This is a genomic window from Kitasatospora sp. NPDC057692 (assembly GCF_042799475.1).
Lineage (GTDB): Bacteria > Actinomycetota > Actinomycetes > Streptomycetales > Streptomycetaceae > Kitasatospora.
On the sequence record NZ_JBHVIV010000027.1, the window covers coordinates 62,071 to 76,859 of the forward strand.

Here is a 14,789-nt window from a genome sequence, read left to right on the forward strand (position 1 = left end):
CGGGGAGTGGCACGTGATCACGGTCCAGTACGAGCTGGTCGAGCCGGAAGAGATCGACGGAGAGATCGACATCGAGGAGGACAGGGGTAGCCTCCTCCTCAAGATCAGCCGAGCCCTCACTCCCGACGAGATCGTGAGCGCGCTCAACGAGGCATCGCGGGCGGTCTTGGCCGGTGGCCACTGGTTCCAGGAGTGGAAGGGCGACATCATCGGCGTCGACCCCCGCGAAGGCCTCGGTGACGTCGGCCGCCGCATTCCCACTCCGCGACCTACGCTGTACGACGTCAACAAGCCGCAGAGCGGCGCCGCCTGAGGCCTAAGGGGGCCAGATGCCGGGGTACATCGAAGACCGGTGGATGACAAAGCGGCCCGACCCGGCGACAGGCCAGAAGAAGCGCACCAGCCGGTACGGCCAGGGCAAGCGCTACAGGGTCTGCGGGATCCCGGGTGTCAAGGACGAGAGCTTCCACAAGCAGCAGGACGCCAAGGACTGGCTGGCCAGCGCTCAGACCGACAGTCGCCGTGGCAACTACATCGACCCTCGGCTGGGCGCAATCACCCTACGGGTCTACGTTGAGACGATCTGGTGGCCCGCCCGCCGCGATCCCGTGGGCACCTCGGCACCCATGAGGTCGAAGATCTGGAACCACATCCTGCCGCACCTTGGCGAGATCCCCCTCACCTCCCTCGACGCCGAGCACCTCCGTGCCTGGCTGGCGATCCTACGAGACAAGCCGAACCTCAGCGAGTCCACGATTGAGGTCATCTGGATCCACCTCACCTCAATCCTCAAGACGGCAGTCGGCAAGCGCATTGCGAAGAATCCGTGCAGCGAGATGGCCGACGAACGACCCTCCGGATCCGGTGAGATCAAAGCACGCGCGTGGACTCCGGACGAGGCACGAGCGATCCGGATGGGGCTGCCCGACTGGTATCGGGTTTCCACGGATCTCGGCATCCGCGGGGGACTCCGGCAAGGCGAGGCCTTCGGGTGGAGCATGGACGACCTTGACCTGGAAGCGGGGGAGTTCACAGTGGCGCGGCAGCTCCGCTGGGATGGAAAGACGGCCTACTTCAAACTGCCCAAGGGGAACAAGGAGCGCCGGGTCCCTCTCTCTGAGGGCCTGCATAAGGCGCTGAAAGCCCACGCTCGGGACTTCCCTTCGCAGGAGGTGACGCTGCCGTGGTTCGGCCCGGGGAACGGTGGCCGGGCCACGGCAACCGTCAGGCTGCTGCTGACCACGTGGTTCTACAACCCCATCAACCCGAACAGCTTCAACCCGAAGGCCTGGAAGCCGGCCCTCGTCGAGGCCGGGCTGCTGTCACCTCAGGACACCGACGCCGACGGGAGTGGCTGGGAGCCGTCCCGGGAGTTGATGTTCCATCGCTGCAGGCACACGTACGCGAGTGTTCAGCTGCGTGCTGGCGAGGACCCGGTGTCGCTGTCACACTGGATGGGACACGCCTCGCCGGACATCACGTTCAAGACCTACGCGCACTTCATGCCCGAGCGGGGGCGGCGCGGGCGATTGGCAGTCGACTCCTGGCTCGACGCATAGAAGAAGTGGATCTCTACGTAGACTCTACGGCGGGTCCCTGAAGCCCAGTCAGGCGGCCCGGTCAACGAGCTTTCAGCTCGGACCGGGCCGCTCTGCTGTCGCCGGCCGACGGGCCGCCTCGGAGGATTAGTGCAGGTCAGGCGGTCGCGGTGTAGTCGTAGAAGCCGCGGCCGGACTTGCGGCCCAGCAGGCCCGCGTCGACCATCCGGGACAGCAGCGGGGGAGCGGCGTACAGCGGCTCCTTGTACTCGTCGTACATCGACTCGGCGATCGAGACGACGGTGTCCAGGCCGATCAGGTCGCACAGCCGCAGCGGGCCCATCGGGTGGGCGCAGCCGGCCTCCATGCCCTTGTCGATGTCGGAGGCGGTCGCCACGCCCGACTCGAACATCCGCACCGCCGACAGCAGGTACGGCACCAGCAGCGCGTTCACCACGAAGCCGGCCCGGTCGCGGGCGCGGATCGGGGCCTTCTGCAGCACCTCGGTGGCGAACGCCTCCACCCGGTCGGTGGTGGCGGCCGAGGTGGTCAGGGTCGGGATCACCTCGACCAGCTTCTGCACCGGTGCGGGGTTGAAGAAGTGCAGGCCGATCACCTGCTCCGGGCGGGAGGTGGCGGCGGCCAGCTTCACGATCGGGATCGAGGAGGTGTTCGAGGCGAGGATCGCGTCCCGCCGCTCGACCACCCGGTCGAGCGTCTCGAAGATCTTCACCTTGACGTCCGCGCGCTCGGCGACCGCCTCGACCACCAGGTCGCGGTCCGCGAAGTCCGCCAGGTCGACGGTGAACGCCAGCCGGGACAGCGCCTCGTCCCGCTGCTCCTGCGTCAGCTTGCCGCGCTTCACGGCGGTGTCCAGCGAGTTGGTCAGCCGGGCGCGCCCGAACTCCAACGCCTCCCCACTGGCCTCGGCGACCAGGACGTCCAGTCCCGCCCGGGCGAAGACCTCCGCGATGCCCGACCCCATGAGTCCGCAGCCGATCACTCCGACGCGCGCGATGTCACTCACTCAGTTGCCCTTCGACGGTGCTGGGGGTCTCCCAGCGACATGTGGCCCAGCGGCTGCTGTCCGGCGGTCCGGGATCACCGGTATGTGCGGACCGGTGCACCGCCCCGACGACGTTACTACTCCCTACCGGCCGGTAGGTCATCCCCTCCCCGGTGGACCCTCCGGTCGGCGGCTTCCCCCGAACGGGTGAGCCCGCCCGCGTCGCGGGTGCGCTCGCCCACCGCCCCGGCCCGCCGGACGACAGAATGCGGGCCCGGACCGCGGGTGGTCACGGACGGACGGAGGGAGCACGGGCATGCCGACGGGATCGCTCACGGGACAGGTCGCCCTGGTCACCGGCGCCGGTCGCGGCATCGGCCGGGAGATCGCCATCGGCCTCGCCGCCGAGGGCATGGCGGTCGGCCTCGTCGGCCGCACCCAGGAGACGCTCACCGACACCCTCAAGGAGTGCGTGCGGCACGGCTCGCGCGGCGTCGCCGTCGCCGCCGACGTCACCCGCCCGGGCTCGGTCCGCGAAGCCGTCCGCCTCGTCGAGCGCGACCTCGGCCCCGTCGACCTGCTGGTCAACAACGCCGGTGCGATCGACCGCGCCGAGGTCCCGCTCTGGGAGACCGACGTCACCCAGTGGTGGCAGGTCGTCGAGGTCAACCTGCGTGGCCCCTACAACCTTTTGCGCTGCGTCCTGCCCGGCATGGTCCGCCGCCGCCGCGGCCGCGTCGTCAACCTCAACTCCGGCTTCGCGCTGCGCCCCGACGGCCACTACACCGCGTACGCCACCTCCAAGGGCGCGCTGCTGAAGCTCTCCGACAACCTCGCCGACTCGCTCGCCGAGCACCAGGTGGTGATCCTCGACATCAGCCCCGGCGCGGTCGCCACCGACATGACCGCCGCCATGCCGATGTTCCACGACACCACGGAGTGGGGCTCCATCCCGTACATGGTCGCCGTCACCGTGGACGCCGCCCGCGGGCGGTTCGACGCCCTGCACGGGCGCTTCCTGCACGCCGGCCGGGACGACCTGGAGGAGCTCGTCCGCCGGGCCGAGGAGATCCGCACGGCGGACGCCCGCACGCTGCGGCTGCGCCCGTACGGGCCCGACGACCCGATGGGCTGAGCGTTCACGGCGCGCACGGTGCGCACGGCGCGCGGAGCGCCGCCAGCTGCGCTCCGGGGCGACCAGGACCGCCTCGTGCCCGCCCTCGTGCAGCCGGGCACCGGTCCTGCCGCCCACCGCACCCGCCCCGGTGATGACGGACCGCGTTCCCGCAGCGCCCCACCGGGCCGTCGGCGGGCCCGCGGGGGTGGTCACGCGCAGAGGCGGCTCGCGGTCACCGGGGTGAGGCCGGCCCTGCCGAGGCCGTCGAGGATGCCGGGCAGCGCGTCGACCGTGCAGCGGTGGCCCAGGTGCAGGGCGACCACCGAGCCGCCGCGCACCGAGCCGAGCACCCGGCGCTGGAGCTCGCCGGCGCTCGGGTCGGCGTAGTCGCGCGGGTCCACGTCGAAGGAGAGCACGCGCTCGTACCCGACCGCCTTCGCCTGCTCCCGCACCATCGGCGTCGCGTACTGGGCGGCCGAGGGGCGGAACCAGCGGCCGATCGAGCCGGTGAGCCGCTGCAGCCGCTCCGCGCACTGGGCGATCTCGGCGCGCGCCCGGTCCGGGGCCATGGTGGAGATGTTCTGGTGGTTCTGGGTGTGGTTGCCCAGCTCGTGGCCGCCGTCCAGGATCCGCCGGGCCATCTGCGGCTGCTGGTCGAGCCAGCTGCCGACGACCATCACGGTGAGTCCGACCCCGCGCCGCTCGGCGATCTCCAGCAGGGCGGTGGCGAGCGCCGGGTCGCCGCTGCCGTGGAAGGTCAGGGCGACGTTGCGGCCGGCGCGCGGCCCGTACGCGACCTCGACCGGGGTGCCGGGCGCCAGCGGCGGCAGCACCGGCGGGGCGGGCGGCGCGGTGGCGGCGGGCGGGGGCGTCACGGCGGCCGTGGCGGTCGCGGCGGGCCCGGAGGAGGCGGGCCCCTCGCCGCCGGCCCAGGCCGGGTCCACGGTGCCCGACGGGTCCACGGTGCCCGGGCGCACCGCGAACGCGCCCGGGTCGGCCCGGCGGCGGCCGGTGTCGCCGCAGGCGGTGAGCAGGCCGCCGGCCGCGGTGAGAGCGGCCAGTTTGACGGTGGTGCGCAGGACGGTGCGCCGGTCGGCAGTCATCGGCAGCCAGCATAGAGACGGCGCCATCCGGCGGCGACCACCGGCCGCGGCCGCTCCGGAGGGCTTGGAAGAGCGGCGTTGACGTGCACACACACCATGGTTCGGATGCTGCGGAAACCTGAACTACCGCTGTTTCGGAGGCGTTTCGTCGGCTACGATCACGGCGCACCGTGCGGTGGGGGCCGCCGTCGGCCGCCGGCCGGTCGCGGGGCACGGGGACGTAATTCGTCCGGCAGTCGACACTCCGGACACGACGAACACCAGGGGGCGGCAGATGAGCGAGGACCGGACGGTGGAGCGCGGCGTCACCGGCACCGACTGGGAGTGGGCGCGCGCCGAGGACTGGCAGCCGCCGACCGAACTCGACACCGGGGTCCCGCACACCGCGCGGATGTACGACTACTACCTCGGCGGCAAGGACAACTTCGAGGCCGACCGCAAGGCCGCCGAGGCCGCCATCGCCGCCTACCCGGCGCTGCCGCTGCTGGCCCGCACCAACCGCGAGTTCCTCGGCCGCGCCGTCGAGTTCGCGGCCGGCCGGGGCATCCGGCAGTTCCTCGACATCGGCACCGGCATCCCCGCCGTCGGCTCCACCAGCGAGGTCGCCCGCCGGGCCGCCCCGGACGCCCGGGTCGTCTACGTCGACAACGACCCGATCGTCGCCACCCACGCGCGCGCCCTGCTGGCCGGCCACCCGGCCGGGCACACCTCGGTCATCGAGGCGGACCTGCGCGAGCCCGAGGCGATCCTCGACCACCCCGCGCTGCGCGACGCCGTCGACCTCGCCGAACCGGTCGCCCTGATGCTGGTCGCCGTCCTGCACTTCATCCGCGACGAGGACGGCGCGGAGCGGATCGTGCGCACCCTGCGCGAGGCCCTCGCGCCCGGCAGCGCGCTGATCCTCTCGCACGGCAGCCCGGACTTCGCCTCCCGGGAGAGCGCCGCCGAGGGCACCCGGGTCTACCGCAGCGCCAGCGCGCCGCTGGTGCTGCGCCCCCGCGCGGCCGTCGAACCCTTCTTCGGCGACTTCGAGTTCGCCGGCCCCGGCCTGGTCCAGCTCCCGCTCTGGCGCCCCGAGGCCGGCCACATCCGCACCGCCGACCTCCCCGCGGGCTGGCAGGACGTCTCGGCCTACGCCGGCGTCGCGTTCAAGCGCGGATGACCGCCGACGCCCCGCCGCTGCCCCCGGCGGCGGCCGCGCTGCTCGCGGCCGTCGACGCCCCGCCGCGGCTCACCGCCCACCTCGGGCTGGTCCACGAGGTGGCCGTGACCATCCTCGACTGGTGGGACGGCCACGGGGTGCCGGTGGACCGGGAGGCGGTGCTGTTCGGCGCGGCCACCCACGACATCGGCAAGACCGTCCACCGCGAGGAACTCTCCGTCCGCGGCTCGCTGCACGAGCGGGCCGGGTACGAGCTGCTGCTGGCCCGCGGCGTGCCGGAGCGCCTGGCCCGGTTCGCCGGCACCCACGGCAGCTGGGGCGCCACCGGTGCCACCGTGGAGGACCTGCTGGTCAGCCTGGCCGACAAGGCGTGGAAGGACAGCCGGGTCCGCGACCTGGAGGACCTGGTGGCGGCCCGGCTGGCGAAGGCGTCCGGGCGCGAGCCCTGGGAGGTGTTCCTCGCCCTCGACGACCTGCTCGCCGGGATCGGCGCCGACGCCCCGCGGCGGCTCGCCGTCCAGGCCTCCCACCCGGTGGTCTGACCTGCCCCGACCGGGGAGGGGCGGGCCCCGGCGCGCGGAAAAAATCGGGCGACGCGCACCGCCGGGCGGTGTTAGCTTGCCGGGCATGCGAGCGCTGACCGATCCCGAGATCCGTGCGTCCTTCGTCAACTGCTCCAAGGGCGAGGCGCGGCGGCTCAACCTGCCCCGGGGGTTGGCCGAACTCCCCTGGGACGACCTCGACTTCCTCGGCTGGCGGGACCAGGGCGCGCCCGACCGCGGCTACCTGGTCGCCGAGCACCGCGGTGAGCTGGTCGGCGTCACCCTGCGGGTGCCCTCGTTCCGGCGGAGCCTGACCAAGACCAATGTCTGCTCGCTGTGCGTCACCGCCCACGCGGGCTCCGGCGTGGCGCTGCTCACCGCCCGCCGGGCCGGTGCGGCGGGGCGGGAGGGCAACACCGTGGGCACCTACATCTGTGCCGACCTCGCCTGCTCGCTCTATGTGCGCGGGCGCAAGAACTCCGCGTCGGTCACCCGCCCCAACGAGTCGCTCCCGCTGGAGGAGCAGATCGCCCGCACGGTGGCCAACCTGGACGCCTTCCTGGACCAGGTCCGCACCGACACCCTGGCGGTCTGAGCCTGAGCCGGGGCAGCCTGCCGCGGCTGTCGGACGGCCCCGGCGGCGGGAGGCGCCGCCGGGGCCGTCCGCCGTGCGATCAGACCCAGATGGTCAGGCGGGCCGTGTACGGCGGGAAGTCGAGGACGTCGCAGAAGTAGTTGTACGCCTGGCCCCGGGCCACGAGGGCCTTGCCCGCGGCGTGGCAGGCCTCACCGCTCGGGTAGATGCCGACGTAGACGACGGCGGTCGTCTTGGAGGTGGTCGCCTGGGCGGCCGGGGCGGCCATCAGCCCGCCCGCCGCGAGGATGCCAGCCAGGGCCATGGTGGAAACAGCCTTGCGCAGTGCCATGCCGGTGCCTTCCTTCTTCGGACACGAGCGCCGGACTGCCCGCCCGGCGCTTCGGAGTGAGCCTCCTCCGCTTCCCGGATCCGGGGCAATGGTCGAGACCAATTCGGCAGGAACCTGCCGTGGCCTTGCGTGACGTCCCGCCGGACGGTTCACCGGCCGCGCAGCCCGTCCATCTCCCGGCGGTCGCGCTTGGTCGGCCGCCCGGCGCCCCGGTCCCGCACACCGGGCGCGGCGACGAACTCGCGCGCCGGGCGCGGCGGGCTGTTGTCCACCAGGCACTCCGCCGCGACCCCCGCGCCGACCCGCTTGCGGATCAGCTTCGTCACCACGACGACCCGCTCCCAGCCCTCCACCCGAACCCGGACCTCGTCGCCCGGCTTCAGCGCCTGCGCCGGCTTCGCCCGCTCGCCGTTGACCCGCACGTGCCCGGCCTTGCAGGCGGCCGCCGCGGCCGACCGCGTCTTGGCCAGCCGCACCGACCAGATCCAGCTGTCCACCCGGACGCTTCCCTCGTCTTCGACCATCCTCCGAGCCTAAGCCCCGGCCGGCGCCGCCCGGCCCCGCTCACCGACGCTCAGCGCCGGCCGGGCGCCTCCTGGACGGCCCAGCCGTTGCCGTCCGGATCGCTGAAGAAGACGAACGAGTTCCACAGCTCGCCCCGCCCGTCCACCCGGTCCCCGTCCTCGAAGTGCTGCACCGGGCTCACCTCCACGCCCCGCGCCACCAGCTCCGCGTGCGCCCGGTCGATGTCCGGCACCACCAGCTGCAGGCCCTTCAACGAGCCGGCCGGCGCGTCCGTCAGCCCCGTGCCCACCACGATCGAGCAGCGGGAGCCGGGCGGTGTCAGCTGCACCACCCGCACGCCGTCCCGGATCCGGCTGTCGTGGTCGACGGTGAAACCGGCCTGCTCCTCGTAGAAGACCTTCGCCCGGTCGACGTCCGTCACCGGGACCACCACCACTTCGAGCTTCCAGTCCATGGCTGTGCCCCTTCCGTCGGGCCCTCCCAGTATCGGCCGCCACCCCGGCCCGCGCTCGGCCGCCGAACAGGGCCGCCGACCGGGGCCGCCGACGGGGGCGCGGCCGCCAGTCGGCGCCCGGGTGCCGGTCGGCTAGCCTGGGCGGCGATGAACGACCTCGCCACCACCGCCGCCGCGACCCCCTTCCCGACCCCGTGGGGCGCCCTCGTCCTCACCCGCCACCCCGAGGACCCGCGCGAGCGGCTGCGCGCCTGGGACGCCGCCGACGAGTACCTGCTGAGGCACCTGTCCGGCGAGGCCGACTCCGCCGACGGCCGGGCCACCGCCCTGGCCGGCCGCGCCGTCACCGTCCTCGGCGACCGCTGGGGCGCGCTGACCACCGCCCTCGCCACCGCGCCCGCCGAGCACGCGCCCGCCCGGATCGCCCAGATCAGCGACTCGCACCTGGCCCAGCGCGCCACGGAGGCCAACCTCGCCCGGGCCGGCGCCGACCCCGCCGCCGCTCGCCTGATCACCACCCGCGACACCCCGCCCGAGCGGACCGACGTCCTGCTGGTGCGCGTCCCCAAGAGCCTCGCCCTGCTGGAGGACCAGCTGCACCGGCTCGCCCCGGCGCTCCACCCGGACACCGTCGTCCTCGGCACCGGCATGACCACCGAGATCCACACCTCCACCCTCCAGCTCTTCGAGCGGATCCTCGGCCCCACCCGCACCTCGCTCGCCGTCCGCAAGGCCCGGCTGATCCTCTGCACCCCCGACCGGGCGCTCGACCCCGGCCCCAACCCCTGGCCGCACCGCTACGCCCTGCCCGGCGACATCGGCCCCGCCTCGGGCCGCACCGTGGTCAACCACGCGGGCACCTTCTGCGCCGACCGCCTCGACATCGGCACCCGCTTCCTGCTCGCCCACCTGCCCACCGCCGCCCCCGGCACCCGGATCGTCGACCTCGGCTGCGGCAACGGCGTGGTCGGCACCGCCGCCGCCCTGGCCGCCCCCGGCGCCGAGCTGGTCTTCGTCGACGAGTCCCACCAGGCGGTCGCCTCCGCCGAGGAGACCTTCCGCGCCAACCTCGGCCCGGACGCCCCCGCCGAGTTCCGCACCGCCGACGCGCTCGCCGACGCGGGCGTGCCGGCCGGTTCGGTGGACCTCGTCCTCAACAACCCGCCGTTCCACTCCCACCAGGCCACCACCGACGCCACCGCCTGGCGGATGTTCACCGGCGCCCGCCGCGCGCTGCGCCCCGGCGGCGAACTGTGGGTGGTCGGCAACCGCCACCTCGGCTACCACGTCAAGCTCCGCCGGCTGTTCGGCAACTGCCGGACGGTCGCGGGCAATCCGAAGTTCGTGGTGCTCAAGGCCGTCAAGCGCTGAGCGCCCCGGCGGGTCGGCTCCCGGCGGGCGGCCCTTCGCATACTCCTTGCATGAATGTTCCGTGCTGCGTATATTCATGCCAAGACGAAGGAGGAACGCCATGGCATTGCGAGTCGCCGTCGCCGGCGCGAGCGGATACGCGGGCGGTGAGGTGCTGCGCCTGCTGCTCGGCCACCCGGAGGTGGAGATCGGGGCGCTGACCGGCGGCTCGAACGCGGGCACCCGACTGGGGCTGCTGCAGCCGCACCTGCTGCCGCTGGCCGAGCGGGTCCTGGAGCCGACCACGCCGGAGGTGCTGGCCGACCACGACGTGGTGTTCCTCGCGCTGCCGCACGGCCAGTCCGCCGCCGTCGCCGAGGCGCTCGGCGAGAACGTGCTGGTCGTCGACTGCGGCGCCGACTTCCGGCTCAAGGCCGCCGCCGACTGGGAGCAGTTCTACGGCTCCCCGCACGCCGGCACCTGGCCCTACGGCCTGCCCGAGCTGCCCGGCCACCGCGCCGCGCTCAAGGGCGGCAACCGGATCGCCGTCCCCGGCTGCTACCCGACGGCCGTCTCGCTCGCGCTGTTCCCCGCCTACGCGGCGGGCCTGGCCGAGCCCGAGGCGGTGGTGGTGGCCGCCTCCGGCACCTCCGGCGCCGGCAAGGCCGCCAGGACCCACCTGCTCGGCAGCGAGGTGATGGGCAGCGTCAGCGCCTACGGCGTCGGCGGCGTCCACCGGCACACCCCGGAGATGTCCCAGAACCTCACCCCGCTCGCGGGCGAGCCGGTCACCGTCTCCTTCACCCCCACCCTGGTCCCGATGCCGCGCGGCATCCTCGCCACCTGCTCCGCCAAGGCGAAGCCCGGGGTGGGCGCCGAGGAGCTGCGGGCCGCCTACGCCGAGGCGTTCGCCGACGAGCCGTTCGTGCACCTGCTGCCCGAGGGCCAGTGGCCGCAGACCAGCAGCGTCTACGGCTCCAACGCCGCCCTGGTGCAGGTCGCCCTGGACGCGGCCGCCGGGCGGATCGTGGCGATCAGCGCGATCGACAACCTGGTCAAGGGCACCGCCGGCGGCGCGGTGCAGAGCATGAACATCGCCCTCGGCCTGCCCGAGGAGCTGGGCCTTCCCGTGAACGGAGTCGCACCGTGACCGACCACCAGAACGTCGGCGTCACCGCCGCCCGGGGCTTCCGGGCCGCCGGCGTCACCGCCGGCATCAAGGCCTCCGGGACCCCGGACCTCGCGCTCGTGGTCAACGACGGGCCCTCGCTGGCCGCCGCCGGCGTCTTCACCGCCAACCGGGTCAAGGCCGCGCCCGTGCTCTGGTCCGAGCAGGTCCTCAAGGGCGGCGCGGTCTCCGCCGTCGTCCTCAACTCCGGCGGGGCCAACGCCTGCACCGGCCCGCTCGGCTTCCAGGACACCCACGCCACCGCCGAGAAGGTCGCCGAGGAGCTGAAGCTCAACGCCGGCGAGGTCGCCGTCGCCTCCACCGGCCTGATCGGCGTGCGGCTGCCGATGGACATCCTGCTGCCCGGCGTCACCACCGCCGCCGCCGCGCTCAGCGCCACCGGCGGCGAGCAGGCCGCGATCGCCATCAAGACCACCGACACCGTGCACAAGACCGCGCAGGTCACCAGCCCGGCCGGCTGGACGGTCGGCGGCATGGCCAAGGGCGCCGGCATGCTCGCCCCGAGCCTGGCCACCATGCTGGTCGTGCTCACCACCGACGCCGACGCGGACGCCGCCGCCCTGGACGCCGCGCTGCGCGGCGCCACCCGCACCACCTTCGACCGGATCGACTCCGACGGCTGCATGTCCACCAACGACACCGTGCTGCTGCTCGCCTCCGGCGCCTCCGGCACCGTCCCGGACCGGGCCGAGTTCGACGAGGCCGTGCGCACCGTCTGCGCCGACCTGGCCCGCCAGCTGATCGGCGACGCCGAGGGCGCGAGCAAGGACATCCGGATCGACGTCACCGCCGCCGCCACCGAGGAGGAGGCCGTCGAGGTCGCCCGGGTGATCGGCCGCAACAACCTGCTCAAGTGCGCCATCCACGGCGAGGACCCCAACTGGGGCCGGGTGCTGGCCGCGATCGGCACCACCGGCGCCGCCTTCGACCCCGACCGCCTGGACGTCGCCATCAACGGCGTCTGGGTCTGCCGGGACGGCAGCGTGGGGGAGGACCGCGACCTGGTCGACATGACCGGCCGCGAGGTCGTCATCACCGCGCGGCTCAACGCCGGAGAGGCCGCCGCCAGCCTGTGGACCAACGACCTCACCGCCGACTACGTGCACGAGAACAGCGCCTACTCCACCTGACAGCCGCCATCGAGCCGGGAAGCAGAACAGTGCAGATCGCACCCAAGGGCGAACAGGCCCGGAACAACACCGCGTTGCCCAAGGCCATGACGCTCATCGAGGCCCTGCCGTGGCTGGAGCGCTTCCACGGCAAGACCGTCGTGATCAAGTTCGGCGGCAACGCCATGGTCGACGAGGAGCTCAAGGCCGCCTTTGCCAAGGACGTCGTCTTCCTGCGCTTCGCCGGCCTGCACCCCGTCGTGGTGCACGGCGGCGGCCCGCAGATCAGCGCCCAGCTCGACCGGCTCGGCCTGGAGTCCTCGTTCACCAACGGCCTGCGGGTCACCACCCCCGAGACCATGGACGTGGTCCGGATGGTGCTCGCCGGCCAGGTGCAGCGCGAACTCGTCGGCCTGCTCAACGAGCACGGTCCGTTCGCGGTGGGCCTGACCGGCGAGGACGCCCACACCATGACCGCCGTCAAGCGGTACGCGGTGGTCGACGGCGAGCAGGTCGACATCGGCCTGGTCGGCGACATCGTCAACATCGAGGCCGGCGCGGTGAAGGGGCTCATCGCCGACGGCCGCATCCCGGTGGTCTCCTCGATCGCCCGCGGCACCGACGGCCACGTCTACAACATCAACGCCGACACCGCCGCCGCCGCCCTCGCGGTGGCGCTCGGCGCCGAGATGCTCGTCGTCCTCACCGACGTCGAGGGCCTCTACAAGAACTGGCCGGACTCCGACGACGTGATCAGCCAGCTCAACGCCTCCGAGCTGGACGAGCTGCTGCCCACCCTGGCCAGCGGGATGCTGCCCAAGATGGAGGGCTGCCTGCGCGCCGTGCGCTCCGGCGTCGGCACCGCCCGCGTGCTGGACGGCCGGGTGCCGCACAGCCTGCTGCTGGAGATCTTCACCGACGAGGGCATCGGCACGATGGTCGTGCCCGACGACGAACCGACCGTGACCGGGGGACTCGCATGACTTCCAACGCCCAGCTCACCGAGCGGTGGCAGCACTCCTTCACCGACAACTACGGCACCCCGCGGATCCCGCTGGTCCGCGGCGAGGGCAGCACGCTCTGGGACGCCGACGGCAAGGCGTACACCGACCTGCTCGGCGGCATCGCCGTCAACGCCCTCGGCACCGCGCACCCGGCGGTCGTCGAGGCCGTCAGCCGGCAGATCGCCACCCTCGGCCACGTCTCCAACCTGTTCATCGCCGAGCCCACCGTCGCCCTCGCCGAGCGGCTGCTGCGGCTGGACGGCCGCGCGGGGCGGGTGTTCTTCTGCAACTCCGGCGCCGAGGCCAACGAGGCCGCCTTCAAGATCAGCCGCCGCACCGGCCGCACCCACCTGGTCGCCCTGGAGGGCGGCTTCCACGGCCGCACCATGGGCGCCCTCGCGCTCACCGGCCAGCCCGCCAAGCAGGAGCCGTTCCGCCCGCTGCCCGGCGACGTCACGCACGTCCCGTTCGGCGACGTCGAGGCGCTGCGCGCGGCCGTCACGACCGGGACCGCCGCCGTCTTCCTGGAGCCGATCCAGGGCGAGAACGGCGCGATCCCGCTGCCCGACGGCTACCTGGCCGCCGCCCGCGAGATCACCCGCGCCACCGGCACCCTGCTGGTCCTGGACGAGATCCAGACCGGCGTCGGCCGCACCGGCCACTGGTTCGCCCACCAGGCGTTCGAGGGCATCGAGCCGGACGTCGTCACCCTCGCCAAGGCGCTCGGCGGCGGCCTGCCGATGGGTGCGGTGCTGGCCTTCGGCCCGGCCGCCGAGCTGCTCACCCCGGGCCAGCACGGCACCACCTTCGGCGGCAACCCGGTGGCCGCGGCGGCCGGTCTCGCGGTGCTCGACACCATCGAGTCGCAGGGCCTGCTGGAGCACGCCCGCAAGATCGGCGAGCGGCTGCGGCACGGTGTGGAGGCGCTGGAGGACCCGCTGGTCTCGCACGTGCGCGGGGCCGGGATGCTGCTGGGCATCGTGCTCACCGCGCCGGTGTCGGCGAAGGTCCAGGCGGGCCTGCAGGAGGCCGGCTTCCTGGTGAACGCCGCCGTGCCGGACGCGGTGCGGCTCGCGCCGCCGCTGGTGCTCACCGAGCAGGAGGCCGACGCGTTCCTGGCGGCGCTGCCGGCCGTGCTGCGGGCCGTCCGCGAGGACGCCCCGGACGATGCGAACCGCGCGTAGTCCGGGAGAATCATCACATGACCGTACCCAACTCCGGGCAGCCCGCCGCCGGCCCGACGCCGCAGGTCCCGCAGACCCGCACCGCGCGCCACCGGCGGATCGTGGACCTGCTCACCCGCCAGCCCGTGCGCTCGCAGAGCCAGCTCGCCAAGCTGCTCGCCGACGACGGACTCGTGGTCACCCAGGCCACCCTCTCCCGGGACCTGGACGAGCTGGGCGCGGTGAAGATCCGCAACCGGGACGGCGCGCTCATCTACGCCGTCCCGGCCGAGGGCGGCGACCGCACCCCGCGCGCGCCGATGGGGGAGTCCGCCACCGAGGGCCGGATGGCCCGGCTGGCCGGCGAGCTCATGGTCTCCGCCACCGCCTCCGGCAACCTGGTCGTGCTGCGCACGCCGCCGGGCGCGGCGCAGTTCCTGGCCTCGGCGATCGACCAGGCGGAGGTGTTCGAGATCATCGGCACCATCGCCGGGGACGACACCGTCCTGCTGATCAGCCGCGACCCCTCCGGCGGCCAGGCCCTCGCCGACCACCTCATGCAGCTCGCCCAGGCCAAGGCGCAGTAGCCCCCGCTCCACCC

Annotated in this window: 17 protein-coding genes; 12 read left to right on the forward strand and 5 right to left on the reverse strand. The window is 73.5% G+C overall.

Going from position 1 to position 14,789, the window contains the following annotated elements:
- Nucleotides 1-13 precede the first annotated feature (13 nt).
- Both ACFVFS_RS17620 and ACFVFS_RS17625 read left to right on the forward strand, forming a co-directional pair.
- Entirely contained in the window at nt 14-313 is a 300-nt protein-coding gene (locus ACFVFS_RS17620) for a hypothetical protein (protein ID WP_380625039.1), read from the forward strand.
- Between the two features lie 16 nt (nt 314-329).
- The gene (locus tag ACFVFS_RS17625) at nt 330-1,559 is read left to right on the forward strand and encodes a tyrosine-type recombinase/integrase (RefSeq protein WP_380625040.1); all 1,230 of its coding nucleotides are present in this window, start codon (nt 330-332) and stop codon (nt 1,557-1,559) included.
- A gap of 136 nt (nt 1,560-1,695) precedes the next feature.
- Here ACFVFS_RS17625 and ACFVFS_RS17630 read toward each other — a convergent pair whose 3' ends face one another.
- The gene (locus ACFVFS_RS17630) at nt 1,696-2,565 is read right to left on the reverse strand and encodes a 3-hydroxybutyryl-CoA dehydrogenase (RefSeq protein ID WP_380625042.1); all 870 of its coding nucleotides are present in this window, start codon (nt 2,563-2,565) and stop codon (nt 1,696-1,698) included.
- Between the two features lie 295 nt (nt 2,566-2,860).
- Here ACFVFS_RS17630 and ACFVFS_RS17635 point away from each other — a divergent pair, with 295 nt between their 5' ends.
- Nucleotides 2,861-3,679, forward strand: a complete 819-nt coding sequence (locus tag ACFVFS_RS17635; protein ID WP_380625044.1) for an SDR family NAD(P)-dependent oxidoreductase — start codon at nt 2,861-2,863, stop codon at nt 3,677-3,679.
- 191 nt (nt 3,680-3,870) lie between these two features.
- Here the strand turns inward: ACFVFS_RS17635 and ACFVFS_RS17640 are convergent, their stop codons facing one another.
- Nucleotides 3,871-4,764, reverse strand: coding sequence for a polysaccharide deacetylase family protein (locus ACFVFS_RS17640; protein WP_380625046.1), 894 nt, complete (start codon nt 4,762-4,764; stop codon nt 3,871-3,873).
- A 274-nt stretch (nt 4,765-5,038) separates the two neighbouring features.
- Here ACFVFS_RS17640 and ACFVFS_RS17645 point away from each other — a divergent pair, with 274 nt between their 5' ends.
- From ACFVFS_RS17645 to ACFVFS_RS17655, 3 genes are all read left to right on the forward strand, one after another.
- Nucleotides 5,039-5,926: an SAM-dependent methyltransferase gene (locus ACFVFS_RS17645; RefSeq protein WP_380625048.1), complete on the forward strand. Its 888-nt coding sequence runs from the start codon at nt 5,039-5,041 to the stop codon at nt 5,924-5,926.
- Nucleotides 5,923-6,468 (forward strand): HD domain-containing protein, encoded by a 546-nt coding sequence (locus ACFVFS_RS17650; protein WP_380625050.1) that lies wholly within the window; start codon nt 5,923-5,925, stop codon nt 6,466-6,468. Before ACFVFS_RS17645 ends, ACFVFS_RS17650 begins: the two co-directional genes overlap by 4 nt.
- A gap of 85 nt (nt 6,469-6,553) precedes the next feature.
- Nucleotides 6,554-7,063, forward strand: a complete 510-nt coding sequence (locus tag ACFVFS_RS17655) for an FBP domain-containing protein (RefSeq protein WP_380625052.1) — start codon at nt 6,554-6,556, stop codon at nt 7,061-7,063.
- A gap of 79 nt (nt 7,064-7,142) precedes the next feature.
- Here ACFVFS_RS17655 and ACFVFS_RS17660 read toward each other — a convergent pair whose 3' ends face one another.
- The 3 genes from ACFVFS_RS17660 to ACFVFS_RS17670 form a co-directional block, all read right to left on the reverse strand.
- Nucleotides 7,143-7,394: a hypothetical protein gene (locus ACFVFS_RS17660; protein ID WP_380625054.1), complete on the reverse strand. Its 252-nt coding sequence runs from the start codon at nt 7,392-7,394 to the stop codon at nt 7,143-7,145.
- A 149-nt stretch (nt 7,395-7,543) separates the two neighbouring features.
- Complete coding sequence (locus tag ACFVFS_RS17665; RefSeq protein ID WP_380625056.1) at nt 7,544-7,918, reverse strand: RNA-binding S4 domain-containing protein; 375 nt, start codon at nt 7,916-7,918, stop codon at nt 7,544-7,546.
- A 50-nt stretch (nt 7,919-7,968) separates the two neighbouring features.
- Nucleotides 7,969-8,373, reverse strand: coding sequence for a VOC family protein (locus ACFVFS_RS17670; RefSeq protein ID WP_380625058.1), 405 nt, complete (start codon nt 8,371-8,373; stop codon nt 7,969-7,971).
- 147 nt (nt 8,374-8,520) lie between these two features.
- Here ACFVFS_RS17670 and ACFVFS_RS17675 point away from each other — a divergent pair, with 147 nt between their 5' ends.
- The 6 genes from ACFVFS_RS17675 to ACFVFS_RS17700 all read left to right on the forward strand — a co-directional run bounded on the left by ACFVFS_RS17675 (nt 8,521) and on the right by ACFVFS_RS17700 (nt 14,775).
- Nucleotides 8,521-9,744, forward strand: coding sequence for a methyltransferase (locus ACFVFS_RS17675; RefSeq protein ID WP_380625060.1), 1,224 nt, complete (start codon nt 8,521-8,523; stop codon nt 9,742-9,744).
- Between the two features lie 100 nt (nt 9,745-9,844).
- Nucleotides 9,845-10,873: an N-acetyl-gamma-glutamyl-phosphate reductase gene (gene argC / locus ACFVFS_RS17680; protein WP_380625062.1), complete on the forward strand. Its 1,029-nt coding sequence runs from the start codon at nt 9,845-9,847 to the stop codon at nt 10,871-10,873.
- Nucleotides 10,870-12,042, forward strand: a complete 1,173-nt coding sequence (argJ, locus tag ACFVFS_RS17685) for a bifunctional glutamate N-acetyltransferase/amino-acid acetyltransferase ArgJ (RefSeq protein WP_380625064.1) — start codon at nt 10,870-10,872, stop codon at nt 12,040-12,042. Before argC ends, argJ begins: the two co-directional genes overlap by 4 nt.
- A gap of 86 nt (nt 12,043-12,128) precedes the next feature.
- Nucleotides 12,129-13,004, forward strand: a complete 876-nt coding sequence (argB, locus tag ACFVFS_RS17690; RefSeq protein ID WP_380625098.1) for an acetylglutamate kinase — start codon at nt 12,129-12,131, stop codon at nt 13,002-13,004.
- Entirely contained in the window at nt 13,001-14,209 is a 1,209-nt protein-coding gene (locus ACFVFS_RS17695; RefSeq protein WP_380625066.1) for an acetylornithine transaminase, read from the forward strand. The genes argB and ACFVFS_RS17695 overlap by 4 nt, the downstream gene beginning before the upstream one ends.
- A 17-nt stretch (nt 14,210-14,226) precedes the next feature.
- Nucleotides 14,227-14,775 (forward strand): arginine repressor, encoded by a 549-nt coding sequence (locus tag ACFVFS_RS17700; protein WP_363558711.1) that lies wholly within the window; start codon nt 14,227-14,229, stop codon nt 14,773-14,775.
- Nucleotides 14,776-14,789 lie beyond the last annotated feature (14 nt).

What these genes read in the sequence shown, in the direction of transcription:
- ACFVFS_RS17650 (WP_380625050.1), top strand. Translation starts at nt 5,923, where the DNA reads ATGACCGCCGACGCCCCGCCGCTGCCCCCGGCGGCGGCCGCGCTGCTC.
- ACFVFS_RS17670 (WP_380625058.1), bottom strand. Translation starts at nt 8,373, where the DNA reads ATGGACTGGAAGCTCGAAGTGGTGGTGGTCCCGGTGACGGACGTCGAC.
- ACFVFS_RS17695 (WP_380625066.1), top strand. Translation starts at nt 13,001, where the DNA reads ATGACTTCCAACGCCCAGCTCACCGAGCGGTGGCAGCACTCCTTCACC.
- ACFVFS_RS17645 (WP_380625048.1), top strand. Translation starts at nt 5,039, where the DNA reads ATGAGCGAGGACCGGACGGTGGAGCGCGGCGTCACCGGCACCGACTGG.
- ACFVFS_RS17640 (WP_380625046.1), bottom strand. Translation starts at nt 4,764, where the DNA reads ATGACTGCCGACCGGCGCACCGTCCTGCGCACCACCGTCAAACTGGCC.
- ACFVFS_RS17655 (WP_380625052.1), top strand. Translation starts at nt 6,554, where the DNA reads ATGCGAGCGCTGACCGATCCCGAGATCCGTGCGTCCTTCGTCAACTGC.
- ACFVFS_RS17635 (WP_380625044.1), top strand. Translation starts at nt 2,861, where the DNA reads ATGCCGACGGGATCGCTCACGGGACAGGTCGCCCTGGTCACCGGCGCC.
- ACFVFS_RS17660 (WP_380625054.1), bottom strand. Translation starts at nt 7,394, where the DNA reads ATGGCACTGCGCAAGGCTGTTTCCACCATGGCCCTGGCTGGCATCCTC.
- ACFVFS_RS17665 (WP_380625056.1), bottom strand. Translation starts at nt 7,918, where the DNA reads ATGGTCGAAGACGAGGGAAGCGTCCGGGTGGACAGCTGGATCTGGTCG.
- ACFVFS_RS17675 (WP_380625060.1), top strand. Translation starts at nt 8,521, where the DNA reads ATGAACGACCTCGCCACCACCGCCGCCGCGACCCCCTTCCCGACCCCG.
- ACFVFS_RS17700 (WP_363558711.1), top strand. Translation starts at nt 14,227, where the DNA reads ATGACCGTACCCAACTCCGGGCAGCCCGCCGCCGGCCCGACGCCGCAG.
- argB (WP_380625098.1), top strand. Translation starts at nt 12,129, where the DNA reads ATGACGCTCATCGAGGCCCTGCCGTGGCTGGAGCGCTTCCACGGCAAG.
- ACFVFS_RS17625 (WP_380625040.1), top strand. Translation starts at nt 330, where the DNA reads ATGCCGGGGTACATCGAAGACCGGTGGATGACAAAGCGGCCCGACCCG.
- argC (WP_380625062.1), top strand. Translation starts at nt 9,845, where the DNA reads ATGGCATTGCGAGTCGCCGTCGCCGGCGCGAGCGGATACGCGGGCGGT.